Source organism: Micromonospora sp. NBC_00898, assembly GCF_045207895.1.
Classification (GTDB): domain Bacteria; phylum Actinomycetota; class Actinomycetes; order Mycobacteriales; family Micromonosporaceae; genus Micromonospora.
This window is the reverse complement of sequence record NZ_CP108775.1, coordinates 1,562,566-1,579,020: the sequence shown is the minus strand read 5'-3', so window position 1 is coordinate 1,579,020 and position 16,455 is coordinate 1,562,566. Positions and strand designations below refer to the sequence as shown.

The 16,455-nt window shown below is 75.0% G+C and carries 15 protein-coding genes; 4 read left to right on the top strand and 11 right to left on the bottom strand.

Annotated elements, in window-relative coordinates:
* Positions 1 to 3: 3 nt before the first annotated feature.
* The 5 genes from OG799_RS07605 to OG799_RS07585 all read right to left on the bottom strand — a co-directional run bounded on the left by OG799_RS07605 (position 4) and on the right by OG799_RS07585 (position 6,189).
* Positions 4 to 963 (bottom strand): hypothetical protein, encoded by a 960-nt coding sequence (locus tag OG799_RS07605; protein WP_406044343.1) that lies wholly within the window; start codon positions 961 to 963, stop codon positions 4 to 6.
* 141 nt (positions 964 to 1,104) lie between these two features.
* Positions 1,105 to 2,388, bottom strand: coding sequence for a citrate synthase (locus OG799_RS07600; RefSeq protein WP_406044342.1), 1,284 nt, complete (start codon positions 2,386 to 2,388; stop codon positions 1,105 to 1,107).
* A gap of 186 nt (positions 2,389 to 2,574) precedes the next feature.
* Positions 2,575 to 4,620 (bottom strand): sulfatase-like hydrolase/transferase, encoded by a 2,046-nt coding sequence (locus OG799_RS07595; protein ID WP_406044341.1) that lies wholly within the window; start codon positions 4,618 to 4,620, stop codon positions 2,575 to 2,577.
* On the bottom strand, positions 4,613 to 6,022 hold the full coding sequence (locus tag OG799_RS07590; RefSeq protein WP_406044340.1) for a methyltransferase: 1,410 nt from the start codon (positions 6,020 to 6,022) through the stop codon (positions 4,613 to 4,615). The genes OG799_RS07595 and OG799_RS07590 overlap by 8 nt, the downstream gene beginning before the upstream one ends.
* Positions 6,023 to 6,039: 17 nt before the next feature.
* A complete protein-coding gene (locus OG799_RS07585; RefSeq protein WP_165439974.1) occupies positions 6,040 to 6,189 on the bottom strand; it encodes a hypothetical protein in 150 nt (49 codons plus the stop codon).
* 183 nt (positions 6,190 to 6,372) lie between these two features.
* On the opposite strand from OG799_RS07585, the gene OG799_RS07580 reads away from it, so the two are divergent.
* Complete coding sequence (locus OG799_RS07580; protein WP_406044339.1) at positions 6,373 to 6,771, top strand: VOC family protein; 399 nt, start codon at positions 6,373 to 6,375, stop codon at positions 6,769 to 6,771.
* An 11-nt stretch (positions 6,772 to 6,782) separates the two neighbouring features.
* Here OG799_RS07580 and OG799_RS07575 read toward each other — a convergent pair whose 3' ends face one another.
* The 5 genes from OG799_RS07575 to OG799_RS07555 are packed head-to-tail and all read right to left on the bottom strand — an operon-like array spanning position 6,783 to position 13,356.
* Positions 6,783 to 7,493: a helix-turn-helix domain-containing protein gene (locus OG799_RS07575; protein WP_406044338.1), complete on the bottom strand. Its 711-nt coding sequence runs from the start codon at positions 7,491 to 7,493 to the stop codon at positions 6,783 to 6,785.
* Between the two features lie 27 nt (positions 7,494 to 7,520).
* Positions 7,521 to 8,750, bottom strand: coding sequence for a glycosyltransferase (locus OG799_RS07570; RefSeq protein WP_406044337.1), 1,230 nt, complete (start codon positions 8,748 to 8,750; stop codon positions 7,521 to 7,523).
* A gap of 3 nt (positions 8,751 to 8,753) precedes the next feature.
* Complete coding sequence (locus OG799_RS07565) at positions 8,754 to 11,015, bottom strand: glycosyltransferase family 39 protein (RefSeq protein WP_406044336.1); 2,262 nt, start codon at positions 11,013 to 11,015, stop codon at positions 8,754 to 8,756.
* A 45-nt stretch (positions 11,016 to 11,060) separates the two neighbouring features.
* Entirely contained in the window at positions 11,061 to 12,638 is a 1,578-nt protein-coding gene (locus OG799_RS07560; protein WP_406044335.1) for a sensor histidine kinase, read from the bottom strand.
* Positions 12,616 to 13,356: a response regulator transcription factor gene (locus tag OG799_RS07555; protein WP_406046230.1), complete on the bottom strand. Its 741-nt coding sequence runs from the start codon at positions 13,354 to 13,356 to the stop codon at positions 12,616 to 12,618. The genes OG799_RS07560 and OG799_RS07555 overlap by 23 nt, the downstream gene beginning before the upstream one ends.
* A 178-nt stretch (positions 13,357 to 13,534) precedes the next feature.
* On the opposite strand from OG799_RS07555, the gene OG799_RS07550 reads away from it, so the two are divergent.
* The 3 genes from OG799_RS07550 to OG799_RS07540 are packed head-to-tail and all read left to right on the top strand — an operon-like array spanning position 13,535 to position 16,065.
* Positions 13,535 to 14,368 (top strand): FAD:protein FMN transferase, encoded by an 834-nt coding sequence (locus OG799_RS07550; protein ID WP_406044334.1) that lies wholly within the window; start codon positions 13,535 to 13,537, stop codon positions 14,366 to 14,368.
* Between the two features lie 9 nt (positions 14,369 to 14,377).
* Positions 14,378 to 15,274 carry an SDR family oxidoreductase gene (locus OG799_RS07545; protein ID WP_406044333.1) on the top strand — a complete coding sequence of 299 codons (897 nt, stop codon included), beginning with the start codon at positions 14,378 to 14,380 and terminating at the stop codon, positions 15,272 to 15,274.
* Positions 15,271 to 16,065, top strand: a complete 795-nt coding sequence (locus OG799_RS07540) for an alpha/beta fold hydrolase (RefSeq protein WP_406044332.1) — start codon at positions 15,271 to 15,273, stop codon at positions 16,063 to 16,065. The genes OG799_RS07545 and OG799_RS07540 overlap by 4 nt, the downstream gene beginning before the upstream one ends.
* Positions 16,066 to 16,077: 12 nt before the next feature.
* Here the strand turns inward: OG799_RS07540 and OG799_RS07535 are convergent, their stop codons facing one another.
* On the bottom strand, positions 16,078 to 16,311 hold the full coding sequence (locus tag OG799_RS07535) for a hypothetical protein (protein ID WP_406044331.1): 234 nt from the start codon (positions 16,309 to 16,311) through the stop codon (positions 16,078 to 16,080).
* Between the last annotated feature and the right edge of the window lie 144 nt (positions 16,312 to 16,455).

Genomic DNA, 16,455 nt, shown 5'->3' with positions numbered 1-16,455 from the left:
TGGTCAGGGACCCGCCACCGGTGGGGCGGTCGCGAACTCGAGCTGCACGTACGGGCAGACGACCCGGAAGTCCCCGGTCTCGAAGTCCGCGGACCCGCCCCCGTTGTATCCGCCGAACCCCGTGCGCAGACCGACCTCGAACACCGCCACCGCCCCGGCCGGCACCCGGAAGGTGTCGTAGGCGAGGTGCGGGATGTCGGACACCATCTCCGTCTCGTGCCGCCCGGGCTTGCCGAGCAGCTGCCAACCCCCGCTGACCGACAACGACTCGACGTCGTTGACCTGGTCGGCCTGCGGCAGGGGCCGGGTGGGCGGCTGGTCCCACCATTGCAGCAGGGCGAGCCGCGCCTGGGCGTACGCGGTGCTGTGCCCGAAGGTGTTCGCCCCCGGCCACGGCGACCAGAGCCACCCGGCGTCCGCCCACGCGTGCAGGATGCCGTCGACCCTCAGCGCGGAGCGGACGTTGACCACGGTGTCGGTGTCGCCGTCGTTCTGCCAGAAGAAGTAGAAGTCGACCTCGTCGTAGCTGAGGAAGTCGTCGTCCGAGTCGAAGTACGTGGCGATCTTCGCCCAGCTGTTCCCGGCCTCGATGTGGCCGTCGTACCGCAGGCTCGACCCCTCCGTGCCGGCGCTCAGTCCCCAGATCAGGAACGGCGTCTCCAGCAGCGTGGAGGTCGGGTCGACCGGGGGCGGGGCGGTGGCGAGCACGTCCAGCGCCGTCCGACGGTCGCGGAGCCCCTGCCGGAAGGCTTCCTCGGCGGCGCCGAAGTACCGGGCCGCGTCCGGCATCTCCGTCTGGAAGGCCCGCTCCAGCACCCGTCGGCTGCGCGACTGGAAGTCCGGGCCCGGCCGCACCCGCCGCACTGAGCGGGCCACGGCCCGGAGGCGTCCGGCGTCCGCCGCGGCCCGCGCCTTCTCGGCCGACAGCACCCTCTTCAGCTGGTCCACGTCGATGTTCTGCATGCCAGCCTCCTGCCGTCGATGGTTGCCACCTCCGGCAGGACTGTCAAGAACGCCGCCTTCCTCCGACTGGTCGCCGCGCCCGTACGCGAAAAGGCCGCCGACCCCACGCGGGGTCGACGGCCTTCGTCGTCCGGACCGGGGTCAGCGCTCCGCGGCCGGCGGGTAGTTCCGCTCCGGGTAGCCGGTGTAGATCTGCCGCGGGCGGCCGATCTTGGTCTCCGGATCGTTGATCATCTCGCGCCACTGGGCGATCCAGCCGGGGAGCCGGCCCAGGGCGAAGAGCACCGTGAACATCTTCGTCGGGAAGCCCATGGCCTTGTAGATCAGGCCGGTGTAGAAGTCCACGTTCGGGTAGAGCCGGCGGGAGACGAAGAAGTCGTCGGCGAGGGCGATCTCCTCCAGCTCCATCGCGATGTCCAGCAGCGGGTCCGGCTTGGCCATCCGGCCCAGCACGTCCTGCGCCGCCTTCTTCACGATCGCCGCGCGCGGGTCGTAGTTCTTGTAGACCCGGTGGCCGAAGCCCATCAGCTTCACGCCGTCCTGCTTGCCCTTCACCTTCTGCACGAAGGAGCGGACGTCGCCGCCATCGGCCTTGATCTTCTGGAGCATCTCCAGCACGGCCTGATTGGCGCCACCGTGCAGCGGGCCGAAGAGGGCGTTCACACCGGCCGAGACCGAGGCGAAGAGGTTGGCGTTGCTGGAACCGACCAGCCGCACGGTCGAGGTCGAGCAGTTCTGCTCGTGGTCGGCGTGCAGGATGAACAGCATGTCCAGCACGCGGGCCATCACCGGGTCGACCTCGTACGGCTCCGCCGGGACGCCGAAGGTCATCCGGAGGAAGTTCTCCACATAGCCCAGCGAGTTGTCCGGGTACAGCAGCGGCTGACCGATCGACTTCTTGTAGGCGTACGAGGCGATGGTGGGGACCTTCGCCATCAGCCGGACCGTGGACATCTCCACGTGCTCGGAGTCGAACGGGTCCAGGCTGTCCTGGTAGAAGGTCGAGATCGCGCTGACCGCCGACGACAGCACGGCCATCGGGTGGGCGTCGCGCGGGAAGCCGTCGAAGAAGCGGCGCATCTCCTCGTGCAGCAGCGAGTGCCGCCGGATCCGCTCGCTGAACTCGGTCAGCTGCTGCTGGGTCGGCAGCTCACCGTAGATCAGCAGGTAGGAGACCTCCAGGAAGGAGGACTTCTCGGCCAGCTGCTCGATCGGGTACCCCCGGTACCGGAGGATGCCCGCGTCACCATCGATGTAGGTGATCGCGGACGAGCAGGACGCGGTGTTGACGAAACCGGGGTCGTAGGTGGTCATCCCGGTTTCCTTGAGCAGGTGGCTCACCCCGATGCCGGCGGGGCCCTCGACCGCGGACTGCACCGGCATCGACAGCTGCCCACCGGGGTGGTCGAGCTTGACTTCCGTCATGTGTTCCTCGCTTCGCCGGCAAGATCTTCGTTGAATTGCCTTCGCTTTTACCGTAATCGCGGTATCGGGGACACCGCTCGTCATGGTTGCGCGGTGAGGTATGCGTCACCCGATTCCCGACTTGCCGGCTGGGAAACCCTGTGCATGATCGCCCTCACCCACCTCGGGGGCCGGCCGGGACGGGTCTCAGGAGAGGGCGAGCCGACGCAGCGCGCCGTCGGCGCCCACCCGGTACACGTCGAGGCGGTTGGCGCCGGGGGTGAAGAGCCGGTCGTCGGGCAGCAGCGCCGCGAACCGCCGACCACCCCGGTCGGGCGGCACCACCGGGACGACCGCGCCGATCGTGCCGTTGACCGCCACCGCCAGCATCGTCCCGTCCGGCACGGCGGCGGGCACGGTCCCCCAGACCAGCGCCGGCAGCTCGCCGTGGACCGGGTCGACGGCGCGGAACGCGGCGAGGTTCGCCACCCTCGCGGTACCGCCGGCCGGCCGGTCCCCCACCCGGGTGCCGACCAGCGGACTCGGGGCCGGGGTGGCCGGCGGCGACGGCACCCCGCCGGTGATGGTCACCGGCTGGGCAGGGCGGTCGTAGAAGCGCTTGTCGGCGCGCTCGCGCGGGGCCTGCCGGGCCGACCGGCCGTCCATCCGCCACGGGATCCTGATGTGGGTCTCGTCGGCGATGGTGGGCAGCAGGTCGACGTGCTCCCAGTTGCGGTCGTCCACCCGCCCGGCGCGCTGACCGGGCTCCTTGACGAACATCGGCACCCAGGCCACCTGGTCGGCGGCGTGCTCGATCGCGTCCATCCCCCGGCCCTGCCAGTCCTTGCGGAAGCTCACCCCGTGGTCGGCGGTGACCAGGACGAGGGCCTTGTCGTAGAGACCGGTGGCGCGCAGCGTGCGCAGCGTCTCGCCGATCAGCCGGTCGGTGTAGCCGAGCTGGGCGAGGTGCCGCTGCCGGGCCAGGTCCACCCAGCCGGCGCCGTCGTTGGGCAGGTCCTCCGGTGCCGCGTAGTGCGCCCCGGACGGCAGGTAAACCCACGGCGAGTGCGGCATCAGCAGGTGCAGGAAGTGCAGGGTGGGGCGGGACGACGGGCGCAGCCCGGCCAGGAAGCTGGTGAAGCGGGCGGGCTGATTGTCGTCGAGGGTGTCCCAGCGGAACTTCGGGTCGGCCGGAACCGGCTCGGCGGCGTCCAGGCCCGCCTCGGCCCGGGTCAGCTCGCGGTAGGAGTCCTCCGGGTCGATCCGGCTGTCGACCGGGGCGGTGACCTGGCGCAGCAGCTTGCCGCTCTCCCGGACCAGCACGCCGAGCCCCTGCTCGGGGCTGGCCGGCTGCTCGCAGCGGCTGGGCGGGCAGAGCCGGGTGATGCTCTCCTCGGCCTCGACGTCGTACAGCCCGCCGAGGGCGGTGAAGAGGTTGTCCGGGTACTGCGAGTAGTGCGGGGCGAGCGGCTCGGCCGGGTAGCGGCCGGTGAGCATGGCCGGCAGCGCGTACGGGGTCCAGCCGCTGACCCCGGTGGCGTTGCGGTACCAGGTGGAACCCTGGGCCAGCTCGGCGAAGTGCGGGTAGCGAGCAGCGTCGATCTTCCCGTCCGCGCCGAGCAGCGAGACCAGCGGCAGCTCGTCCAGGACGATCATGACCACCGGCGGGTGGGCACCCGGGCCGGCCACCCCGGCGGCGCCGGCGTGCGTGCGGGGCAGCACCACCGCCGAGGCCGGCGACGCGAAGAGGAACAGGCCGACGAAGACCGGCGGTCCGAGCGCCGCCACCCGCAGCACCCGGCCGGGCCCCCGCCAGCGCCGGTGCGCCGCCGCCCCGGCCGCGCCGGCCAGGACGGCGACCAGCAGCAGCGGTACGCCCCGCAGCGGTGTGCCGTGCCGGCCGACCTGGACGGCGAGCGCGGCCAGCAGCAGCCCGACGAGCAGCGTGTGCACCGCCGACCGGGCGATCCGCCCGGCGGCCAGGCTGACCGCGCCGAGGAGCGCGAACGGCAGCGTCGGCACGATCGCGATCAGCGCCACCAGGAGCAGGATGTCGCCGCGCCCGGCGCGGTGGAACAGGAAGAAGTCGGGGCTGCGGCCGAGCACGTCCAGCAGCGGCTGGGTGACCACCAGCCCGACCAGAGCCACCACTTCGAGCAGCCGGCCCAGCTCCGCCCGCCAGGGTCGCCCCGGCCGGGCCGGCTCGGCGGGTACGGGTCGGACGTCGGGTGGCGCGAGCGTGCCCTCAGCCACCCACCACCGCCTGGTAGAGGGTCCGGGTGCCGGACGGCAGCTCCGCGCTGCGGATGATCCGGCAGCGCGCCCCGAGCAGCCGCTCGAAGGCGTCCCGCCGGTAGTCGGGGAAGAGCCCGTCCGGCTTGTTGGCGAGCAGCCGGCGAGCCATCGGATCCTCGGGGTGGACGAACTCCACCACCAGCGCGGCGCCGGGGCCGCCCAGTCCGGCGAGCTGGTCGACCACCTCCGCCAGCGGCACGTTCCGCCCGATCGCCAGGTGGTGCACCACGGCAAGGGCGAGCACCACGTCGGCGCGGGCCCGCTCGGCGAAGCCGGCCCGCTCGACACCGCGCCAGCCGCCGCCGGGCGAGGGGTCGGCGAGATCCATCACCAGCGGCAGGATCCGCCGCTCCCGCTCGGCCCGCAGCGCCCGGTAGAGCGCGTCGACCACCGCCGGGTCCTGCTCGACCGCGACCACGTACCCGGCGTGCCGGGCGGCTATCCGGGCGTACCGGCCGTCGTTGGCGCCCAGGTCCAGTGCCAGCGCCGGGCTGCCCGCGCCGGTCATCGCCTCCTCGACGAACCGCTCCTTGGCCTGCCGGTCCTGCGTCGAGTAGCCGCAGGTCCGCTGATAGTCCGACCAGTGGCTGCCGCCCGGCGGGCGCTCCAGGCGGCGGACCAGCTTCTCGATGCCGCGTACGGTCGCCGCCGCCAGCTCCCGGGAGTAGCCGGCGTCGCGCAGCTGGGCCCGTACGTCGGTGGTGGTGGAGCGCGCGTGCCGCTGCTGCATCGCGCCGTGCAGGTGCACGTGGGTCAGCACGCCGGGCAGCAGCCGGCGGGCGCCGCGGAAGAACCGGCGCATCTGGTCCGGTTCGAGACCGTCGACCCGGGCCCGCAGCCAGGGCTGGAAGTCCACGCCGAGGTGGGCCTGGAGCAGCAGCGGGTAGAGCAGCGTCTGGCAGAACTGGCGGTACCCGGCCCACGGCTCGCCCTCGCAATGCGGCTCGAACGAGCCGACGTCGATGAAGACCGGCGCCGCGCCCCGCCATTGGAGGTTGTACGCCGAGCCGTCCTTGGTGGTGAAACCGTCGTCGAGTGCCGCGCGCAAGATCGCCAGGTGCAGCAGCGCGGCGTCGCGCAGCATCCCGAACGACCACTCGTAGGGATGCGAGACGAACGGGATCCGCTCGTGCCGGAGCACCGCGGACCAGGGCGGCGTCGCGCTGACCTCCTCGGTGCCGCACACCTTCGCCTCGGCCAGCAGGGCGCGGAAGAAGCCGCTGGCCGCCAGGGCCCGCCAGTCCGCGGTCGCCCGCGGGTCGAGACCGCGCAGCACCTCGCCGTCGCGATGGAAGACCCGGTTGCTCGGGTCGCGGAAGGATCCGGGATCGGCCCGGAGGCCGGTGTCGGGATGGGCCATCGCCGGTGCCGGCCCGTTCAGCGCTGGTCGGTGGGCTGACGCCGGAACCGGGCGACCAGCCGGCGCCAGTAGAGCTTGGCCGCCACCGCCGCTCCGGCCACCCCGCCGACCACCGCCTGCACGATCAGGCTGCCGGACCCCGCGTCCAGGTAGGCCAGATGCATCACCGGCTGCTCCCTTCCCTCGCCGTCATGGAGGCCGGCCACGATGAGGCATTTGGCCCTTTAAGCCGGACTTGTCTCCTTGACACCGTACGCCGCGCGGCCCGATCGTGAAGGACACACCGGTCACTGCGCCCACGTCCGTTCCGTTCAAGACGACCGGCCCCGTCCGCCCCTACCGTGACCGCCATGACACCTCACTTCGACCTCATCGGCCTGGCGGTCACCGACATGGCCCGGACGCTCGACTTCTACCGGCGGCTCGGGGTGCCGGTCCCGCCCGGCGCCGAACACGAGCCGCACGTGGAGGTGACCCTGGCCGGCGGCATCCGGCTGGCCTGGGACTCCGTCGACACGCTGCGCGGCTTCGACCCGGACTTCACCCCGCCCACCGGCAGTTCCCGGGCGAACCTGGCGTTCCGGTGCGCCGACCCCGCCGAGGTCGACCGGTGGTACGCGGAGCTGACCGGCGCCGGGTTCCACGGTCACCTGCCGCCGTGGGACGCCGAGTGGGGACAGCGGTACGCCGTCCTGCACGACCCCGACGGCACCGGGGTGGACCTGTTCGCGCCGCTGGCCGCCGACTGAACGGCGCCCGGTCAGCTCGCCAGCAGCCGGGTCGGGGGCACGCCGGCCAGCTCGCGGACCTCCCGGGTGAGATGTGCCTGGTCGGCGTACCCGGCGCGGGCGGCCACCTCGGCCAACGGCGTACCGGCCCGGGCCAGCGCGACGGCGCGGCGCATCCGGAGGATGCGGGCGAGGGTCTTCGGGCCGTACCCGAAGAGGGGCTGGCAACGGCGGCGCAGCGCCTGCCCGCCCAGGCCGACCTCGGCGGCGGTGGCGGCGACCGGGGCGCCGGCCGCCAGCCGGGCGGCGACCCGCGCGGCGAGCGGGTCCGGGCCGCCGGCGGCCCGCAGCCGCGCTACCGCGACCGCCTCCAGCGCGGCGGCGATCCGCGCGGCACCGCCGGGGTCGGACCCGGGGTCGGACATCCGGTCCGCCAGCTCGGCGGCGGACCGCCCCCAGAGGTCGACCAGCGGAACGCGCAGGTCGCGCAGGTCGTCGGCGGGCACCCCGAGGACCGCGGGACCGGTGCCGGGCGGTAGCCGCAGTCCCACCCACCGCTCCCCCGGCGCGCTGGTGGACAGGTGGGCGGTGCGGTCGGGACCGGCGACCAGCAGGCCGGCCCGGCTGGACCAGAGCAGGTCCAGGCAGCCGTCCGGCAGCACCCGGGTCGGCGCGCCGCCCTCGGCGACGCTGCTCCACAGCACCGCCCCGCGAACCCCCACCGCCGCCCGCTCCCGATACATGCCACCACCCTGCCACGCCGGGACGGGTCAGGGACGGTGGTGGTGCATGGCCAGGCGGAGGAGGGCGAAGCGGAGGGCGGTGGCGGCCAGGTTGGCGGCCACCAGGACCGCCAGTTCCAGCGGGCGGGGCGGAGCGGCGGCCGCCGCGTGCAGGGCGGCGAGCGAGCCGCTGGTCAGCGCCAGGCCGAGGGCGAAGGCGAGCAGGCCCTGCAGCTGGTGGCGGGCGGCGTGCCGGCGGCCGGAGATGCCGAAGGTGAGCCGGCGGTTCGCGGCGGTGTTGGCCACCGCCGTCACCAGCAGGGCCAGCAGGTTCGCCGCCTGCGCCCCCAGCGCGCCCCGGGTCGCCACGAACAGCACCAGGTACGCCAGCGTGCTGGCCACCCCCACCGCGGCGAACCGGGCGAGCTGCCGGAGCAACCCGGCCGGCACCTGCGCCGGTGGCGCGGTCAGCGGCGCCCGACCGAGCTGCGCGCGCAGCTCCGCCAGGGGCAGCGCCCCGGTGACCAGGGCCCGGGCCAGCCGGCCGATGCCCCGCAGGTCGGCCAGGGCGGTGGACACGATGTCCACCCGGCTGTCCGGGTCGTCCACCCAGTCCACCGGCACCTCGTGGATGCGCAGGCCGGCCCGCTGGGCGAGGACCAGCAGCTCGGTGTCGAAGAACCAGCCGGAGTCCCGCACCAGCGGCAGCAACCCGGCCGCCACGTCGGCGCGGATCGCCTTGAACCCGCACTGGGCGTCGGAGAAACGCACCGCCAGGGCGCCGCGCAGCAGCAGGTTGTAGCCCCGGGAGATCACCTCCCGCCGGGCGCCCCGGACCACCCGGCTGGTCCGCGCCAGCCGGGTGCCGATCGCCAGGTCGGAGTGGCCGGAGAGGAGCGGCGCGACCAGCGGCAGCAGGGCCGCCAGGTCGGTGGAGAGGTCCACGTCCATATACGCCAGCACCGGCGCCGGCGACGCCGACCAAGCCGCCCGCAGCGCCCGGCCGCGGCCCTTGGCGTCCAGGTGCAGCACCCCCACCTCGGGCAGCTCCCCGGCGAGCGCCTCGGCCACCGCGAGGGTGCCGTCGACGCTGGCGTTGTCCGCCACGGTGATCCGGAACGGGTACGGGAAGTGCGCAGTCAGGTGGGCGTGCAACCGCCGGACGCAGGGACCGAGGTCGGCCTCCTCGTTGTGAACCGGCACCACCACGTCCAGCACGGCCGTGGGCGTCGTCGGCCGGGCCCGCACCGCCGCCCGGGGAGCACTCGGGTACGTCATCGCTCAGCCCTGCCTTCCGCTGGTCAGGTCGTAGACGGTGACCCCGTCGACGGTCTTCGCGGTGAAGTTCTCGGCGACCCACGAGGCGATCTCCTGGGAGGCCGAGCTGCCTCCGTTGGCCCGGAACCCGCCACCGCCGACGAAGTAGTGGATCCGCCCGTCGGCGACGTACCGCTGGAACTGGGCGAGCGTCGGCGACGGGTCACTGCCGTTGAAGCCGCCGATCGCCATCACCGGCCGCTGGGTGGCCAGCTGGTAGCCGGAGGCGTTGTTCGATCCGATCGTCGCCGCCACCCAGGTGTAGGCGTCCGCGTCGGCCGTCAGCAGGGAGGTCATCTCGGCACTCGGCTCGCGGGCGTCGAGCAGCCCGCCCATGCCTCCACCGCGCGCCGAGCGTCCGTCACCGCCGGGCAGCTGTCCCGGGCCGCCAACGGGAAAGCCCGGGAACTGTCCATTCGGGCCGGTGCCGCCGTTCTGGCCCGTGCCGGCGTTCCGGCCGCCACCCGGGAAGCCGGGGACCTGGCCGCCGGGGAGCTCCATGCCGGCGGGCGGCCGGCCACCGGGGAAACCGCCCCGGCCGGGCCCGAAGGCGCCCTGCACGACCGGCCCGGCGGTCGGGATCGCGCCGGTGTGTGGCGTCGAGGCGGTCTCCAGCGAGTACGCGACCGGCCCGGCCAGCGCCACGGCCGCGCCGAACGCGAGCAGCACCAGGGTGGCCCGGCGGGGCAGCCGGCCGGCGAGCACGATCAGCACGGCCGTGGCCAGCCCGACGACCAGCACTGCGGTGCGTAGCCACGGGTGCCAATCGGCGCTGCGGCCGAGCAGCCGCCACGACCACCACGCGGTGACCACGAGGGTGACGGCCAGGGTGGCGGTCGCCGCGAGCGCCCGGTGCCGGACGGGGCCGGACCCGGAACGTCCCGCCCAAGGGGCCGGAGCCTCCGGCGAGGTCGGACCGATCGGCGGCACCGGGCCGGCGGCCGGGACGACGGGGCGTTCCCGCCACAGCAGGACGGTCCCGATGCCGACCAGCGCGCCGACGGCCGGGGCGAGCGCCACGGTGTAGTAGGCGTGGAAGATCCCGGACATGAAGCTGAAGATCAGCCCGGTCACCAGCAGCCAGCCGCCCCAGAGCACCAGACCGGCCCGCCGCCGGTCGGTCCGCGCCGCCCGGCCCACCAGCAGCAGGCCCGCCACCAGCAGGATCAGCGCGGCCGGCAGCAGCCAGGAGATCTGGCCGCCGACCTCGGTGTCGACCATCCGCAGCCAGCCGGTCTGCCCGGCGAACGGACCGCCGCCGCCCGTCCGGCCGCCGCCGACGCTGCCCTCCTCGTCGCCGGTGATCCGGCCGAGGCCGTTGTAGCCGAGGGTCAGCTCCAGGATGCTGTTGTGCTGCGACCCGCCGATGTAGGGACGGGCGCTCGCCGGGACCAGTTCGACGACCGCCACCCACCAGCCGGCGGTGACCACCACGGCGAGCCCGGACAGCAGCAGCTGCCACACCCGGCGCCACAGCCGGGTCGGAGCGGCCAGCAGGTACACCCCGGCGAAGACCGGGACCACCAGGAACGCCTCGAGCATCTTGGTGAGGAAGCCGAGGCCGACCAGCGCGCCGACCAGGGTGATCCACCGGGTGCTGGCCGTCTCCACCGCGCGCACCGTGGCGTACGCGGCGGCGACCAGGAGGAACACCAGCAGGGCGTCGGGGTTGTTGAACCGGAACATCAGCGTGGCGACCGGGGTGGTCGCGAGGACCGCGCCGGCGATCAGTCCGGCGAGCGGGCCGTACCAGCGCCGGACGGCCGCGTACAGCACGCCGACCGAGGCGACGCCGAGGAGCGCCTGGGGCACCAGGATCGACCAGCCGCTCAGCCCGAAGACCCGGACGGAGAGGGCCATCAGCCACAGTGACGCCGGGGTCTTGTCGACGGTGATCGAGTTGGCCGCGTCGGACGAGCCGTAGAAGAACGCCTTCCAGCTCTCCGAGCCGGCCTGCACGGCCGCCGAGTAGAACGAGTTGGCCCAGCCGGATTCGCCCAGGCCCCACAGGTAGAGCAGTCCGGTGGCGAGCAGGAGGGCCAGCAGGGCCGACCGGGCCCACCGGGGATCGGTCGGCGCCGGCTCGGGTGGCGGGCGGTCGCCGTCGAGCCGGACGGCTGCGGGCTCGGCCGCGACGGGCGTGGGCGACGACGGGGCGGCCGGGGTGGGCGCCGGGGTGGGCGACCCGGTCGCGGGCGCGGTCAGCAGGCTCTCTGTTCTGTCCATGGCGGCAAGCCTCGGGGAGCCCGCTGGCCCGCTCCCGTGAGCGGCCTATGCGTCGGCTGTGGAATCCGGCCGCCCGTCGCGGGTGGCATCCGGCCGCCCCGCGGCGGTGGCAGTCGGCGGGCCGTCGGCGGTGGCCGCCGGCAGCCACACGGTGAAGACCGTGTGGCCGGGACGGCTGGCCACGTCGACCCGGCCGTGGTGGGCCTCCACCACGGCGGCGACGATGGCCAGGCCGAGGCCGGTGCTGCCGTGCGCCCGCGACCGGGAGCTGTCCCCCCGGGCGAACCGCTCGAAGACCTCCTGCTGCAGGTCCGGCGGGATGCCCGGCCCGTCGTCGGCGACGCTGAGCTCGACCCCGCCGGCGACCGGGGCCAGCCGGGTGGTCACGGTCGTGCCGGGTGAGGTGTGCACCCGCGCGTTGGCGAGCAGGTTCGCCACCACCTGGTGCAGCCGCGCCGCGTCCCCGGTGACGGCCATCGGTTCATCGGGCAGGTCGAGCTGCCAGCGGTGCTCCGGGCCGGCCACGTGCGCGTCACTGACCGCGTCGACGACCAGCGCGGTCAGGTCGACCGGCTCGGCCGCCAGCGGCCGGCCGGAGTCGAGCCGGGCCAGCAGCAGCAGGTCGTCGACGAGGCTGGTCATCCGGGTGCTCTCCGACTCCACCCGGCGCAGCGCGTGGGCCACGTCCGGCGGCACCCGGTCCCGGCCGCGCCGGGCCACCTCGGCGTACCCGCGGATGGCAGCGAGGGGGGTCCGCAGCTCGTGGCTGGCGTCGGCGACGAACTGGCGTACCCGCGTCTCGCTGGCCTGCCGGGCGGCGAGCGCGGCGGCGACGTGCCCGAGCATCCGGTTGAGCGCGCCGCCCACCTGGCCCACCTCGGTACGCGGGTCGGTGTCGGCCTCCGGCACCCGCACCGACAGCGCCACCTCGCCCCGGTCCAGCGGCAGCTCGGTGACCCGGGTGGCGGTGGCCGCCACCCGGTTCAGCGGGCGCAGCGCGGCCCGGACGATGAGCGCGCCCAGGCTGCCGGCGATGATCAGCCCGGCGGTGACCACGCCGGCCTGGGCGAGGATCATCCACATCACCGTCTCCTGCACCTGGGCGAGCGGGATCGCGAAGATCAGGATGTCCCCGTCGGACACCTGCCGGGCCACCGCCCGGTAGTCGCCCCGGTCACCGAGGTCGAGGGTGCGAGGCTGCCCGTCCGTGGGCTGCCGGGTCAGCGGGGCCACCTCGCTGGCCGGGACGTCTTCGGCCGGTCCGGCGGTGGTCCGGATCCGGCTCGACACGACCTGGCCGGCCACCACCTTGACCGCTACCGATTCTGGCGGGAAGCCGGGCGGGGGATCGGGGGCCCGCTGCTGATCCGCCGTCCGGGTCCAATCGGGCTGCTCCCGGAACCATGGCGGGAGGTCCTGCTGCCGGCGGTCGCCGGCGGTGAGCTGGTTGTCGACCTGGACGATCAGGAAGTGCCGCAGGGCGACCGTGGTGAGACCGCCGATGCCGATGCTGACCAGGGCGAGCAGCGCCACCACGGAGAGCACCAGCCGGCGGCGCAGGGACCAGCCGGCCAGCCGGCGCCGCAGCCGCCCGGGTCGGTCACTCCGCGGGCTTGAGGACATACCCCGCGCCGCGCAACGTGTGGATCATCGGGCCGCGGCCCACGTCGATCTTCTTCCGCAGGTACGAGATGTAGAGCTCGACGACGTTGGCCTGGCCGCCGAAGTCGTAGTTCCAGACCCGGTCGAGGATCTGCGCCTTGCTCAGCACCCGGCGCGGGTTGCGCATCAGATAGCGGAGCAGCTCGAACTCGGTCGCGGTGAGGGTGATCAGGTCGCCGCCCCGGCGTACCTCGTGGCTGTCCTCGTCCAGGCTGAGGTCGCCGACGGTGAGCACGGCGTCCTCCCGGGTGGCGACCGCGAAGCCGGAGCGGCGCAGCAGCGCGCGCAGCCGGGCGATCACCTCCTCCAGGCTGAACGGCTTGGTGACGTAGTCGTCGCCGCCGACGGTGAGCCCGGCGATCCGTTCCTCCACCGCGTCCCGGGCGGTGAGGAAGAGCACCGGCACGGTCGGGGTCTGCTCGCGCAGCCGGCGCAGGACCTGGAAGCCGTCCAGGTCGGGCAGCATCACGTCGAGCACCACCGCGTCGGGCTGGAACTGCCGGGCGGTGGTCAGCGCGGCCATCCCGTTGCCGGCGCTGCGGACCTGCCAGCCCTCGTAGCGCAGGGCCATCGACAGCAGATCGGTAAGCGTCGGCTCGTCGTCGACCACCAGCACCCGGACCGGCTCGCCGTCCGGTCGGCGCAGCTCGATCCGGCCCTGCGCGGCCTGCCCCTCCATGACCATGTCCCCCATCGTGGGTCGCTCCGCTGTGCCGGGCCTGTCCCGATCCTGTGTACCAGCTGTGCGGCCCCGCCGGGGCGCTCCCGCGCGCACGCGAGGCCGGTACGGCCGGGCGCACAGCGCGGCCACAGGTCCGACCCACGTGCCCTCCAGCCACGGGACGCAGGCTGCCGGCATGAGCCTGAACGGGACCTTCGAGGTCCGCTGGTGGTGGCGGGGCCGGCCGGTGCGGGTCGCGGTGACCCAGCGGACGGTGCTGCCGACGGCCCGGCGCGCGGTCGCGGGCCGGCTGGCCGCGCTGCGCACCGCCGAGGCGGAGCTGGCCCGGGCGCACCACGCCGCCGGTCGACCCGTGCCGGTCGGCCCGCTGCTGCGGGACCTGGTGGCGGTGGCGTTGGGCGCGGCCGAGGCCAGCGGCGACGCGGTGGACCCGACCATCGGCGCGGCCCGGCTGCGCGGGACGGCCGTCCGGGGGCCGCTGCCGGTCTGCGGCGCCGGGGTGGGATCGGTGGGCCCGGCGGCGGACTGGCGGGCGGTGGCGCTGCGCGGGGAGCGGTTGGCGGTGCCGCCGCCGAGGTGGCTGGACCTGGGCGGCACGGCCACCGCGTACCTGGTGCAGCGCTGCGCCGAGCAGGTCGCGGCCCGGCACCGGACCGGGGTGCTGGTCGCCGTCGGTTCCCGGATCGCGGCCGCCGGGCCGGCGCCGGAGGGCGGCTGGCCGGTGGCGGTCGACGGCGGGCCGGTCGCGCTGGCCGGTGGCGCGCTGGTCACCGCCGACGGGCTCCGGGCGGACGGCGGCGGAGTGCGCGATCCGCGAACCGGAGGGGCGCCGGCCTCGCCGTGGACGGCGGTGACGGTCGCCGCGCCGGACGCGGCGCGGGCCGCGATGCTCGCGGTGGCCGCGCTGGTCCGTGATGCCGACGGCCCGCGGTGGCTGGCCGGGCAGGGCGTGCGGGCCTGGCCGGTGGCGCGTCCGGCGGCCCTTCCGCAGCCGGCTACCCGGTGGTAACTTGCCGGCATGTCCATCGACGGTGCTCGCAGCGGCCCGCTGACCGGCAAGGTCGTCCTGGTGACCGGGGCGGCCCGTGGCATCGGGGCGCACACCGCCCGGCTGGCCGCGGCCCGGGGCGCCCGGCTCGCCCTGGTCGGCCTGGAGGCGGACCGGCTCGCCGCGCTCGCCGCCGAGCTGGGCCCCGGTCACGTCTGGTTTCCCGCCGACGTCACCGACCAGGTCGCCCTGCGGGCGGCGGCCGACGGGACCGTCGCGGCCCTCGGCGGCATCGACGCCGTGGTGGCGAACGCCGGGGTGGCCAACCGGGGCACCATCGCCGTGGGCGACATCGAGGCGCTGGTCCGGACCGTCGAGGTCAACCTGGTCGGCGTGATGCGGACGGCCGCCGCGACCGTCGAGGCGCTCGCCGCCCGCCGCGGCTACCTGCTGATCGTCTCCTCCGCCGCGGCGTTCGCCGCGTTGCCGGGGATGGCCGCCTACTGCGCCTCGAAGGCGGGGGTCGAGCACTTCGGCACCGCGATCCGCCTGGAGCTGGCGCACCGGGGGGTGGCGGTGGGCACCGCACATCCGTCCTGGGTGGACACCGACCTGGTCCGCGAGGCCCGGGCGGACCTGCCGGCGTTCTCCACGGCGCTGGCGAAGCTGCCCTGGCCGATGCGGCGCACCACGTCCGTCGAGGCGTGCGCCGCCGCGTTCGTCCGGGCCGTCGAGCGTCGCCAGCGCCGGGTGTACGTCCCGCGCGCGGTCGCCACCGTGCAGGCGGTCCGGTCGCTGCTGGTCAGCCCGCTCGCGGACCGGCTGATCGGGCGTACGGCGGCCAGCACGGTCCCGCTGATCGAGGAGCAGGCCCGAGCGCTGGGCCGCGGTTTCGGGGTGAGCACTCCGGCGGGGGTCGACCGGTGAGCGTGCCGGTGGACGTGGTCTTCGAGCGGCGCGGCGCGGGGCCGCCGCTGGTGCTGCTGCACGGCATCGGGCACCACTGGGCGGCCTGGTCGCCGGTGCTGGACCGGCTCACGGAGGCGCACGACGTGCTGGCGCTGGACCTGCCCGGCTTCGGCCGGTCCCCGGTGCCGGCGGCCGGCCTGCCGCCGGACATGCCGGGTCTGGTCCGGGGCATCGTCGAACTCTTCGCCGCTCTCGGCCTGGAGCGGCCGCACGTCGCCGGCAACAGCCTCGGCGGGGCGATCGCCCTGGAACTCGCCGCGCTCGGCGCGGTCGCCTCGGCCACCGCCCTCTCCCCCGCCGGCTTCTGCACCGTTCGGGAGCTGCGCTGGGCGCTGACCGTGCTGAGCCTGCACCGCTCGGCGGCCCGGCTGCCCGCGCCGATGCTGCGGTCGCTGTTCGCCTCGGCGCCCGGGCGCACCATGGCGCTCGGCATGATCCTGGCCCGGCCGGGCCGGATGACCGTCGACGCGGCGCTGGCCGACGCCCGGGCGCTGCGCGACGCGCTCGCCTTCCGGGCGGTGGCCCGGGCGGGCCGCGGCTACGCCTTCGCCGGCGTGCCTACCGTCCCGGTGACCGTCGCCTGGGGCACCCGGGATCGGATTTTGCCGTACCGGCAGGCCGCGGTGGCCCGCACCCGGCTGCCGGGGGCCCGCCACCTCGACCTCACCGGCTGCGGCCACGTACCGATGCACGACGACCCGGAGCTGGTCGCCTCGGTCATCCTCGACACCACCCGCGCACCGGCCTGACCAGCAGCGGCGTCACTCGGTCGCGCCGAACGGGTCGGTGCGGACGAAGCGCATCGTCCAGGTGCCGTACCCGTCCCGGTGGTCCCGCTCGTAGAGGTGGTCCGGTCCGCCGCCGGCCGGCGCCGGGGCCTGGTCGGGATGGCGCATGATCCAGCGCTGCGGCGGCGCGCCGTCGGGGTCGGCCGGCAGCTCCCGGACCAGGTCGTGGGCGGGTCCGCCGACGAACCGTACACGCACCTCAGCCACCCGCACACCCTCCGCGCTTCCGACCACACCTACGGTCACCGTGCCCCTGCAGGGGAAGCTACCCCGCCCCGGCCGCCCCCGGCCGGCAAACCCGGGGCGGTTTGCCCAGCTCGGGCCCCGGGTACCGCCTGCCGAAGCACCGGG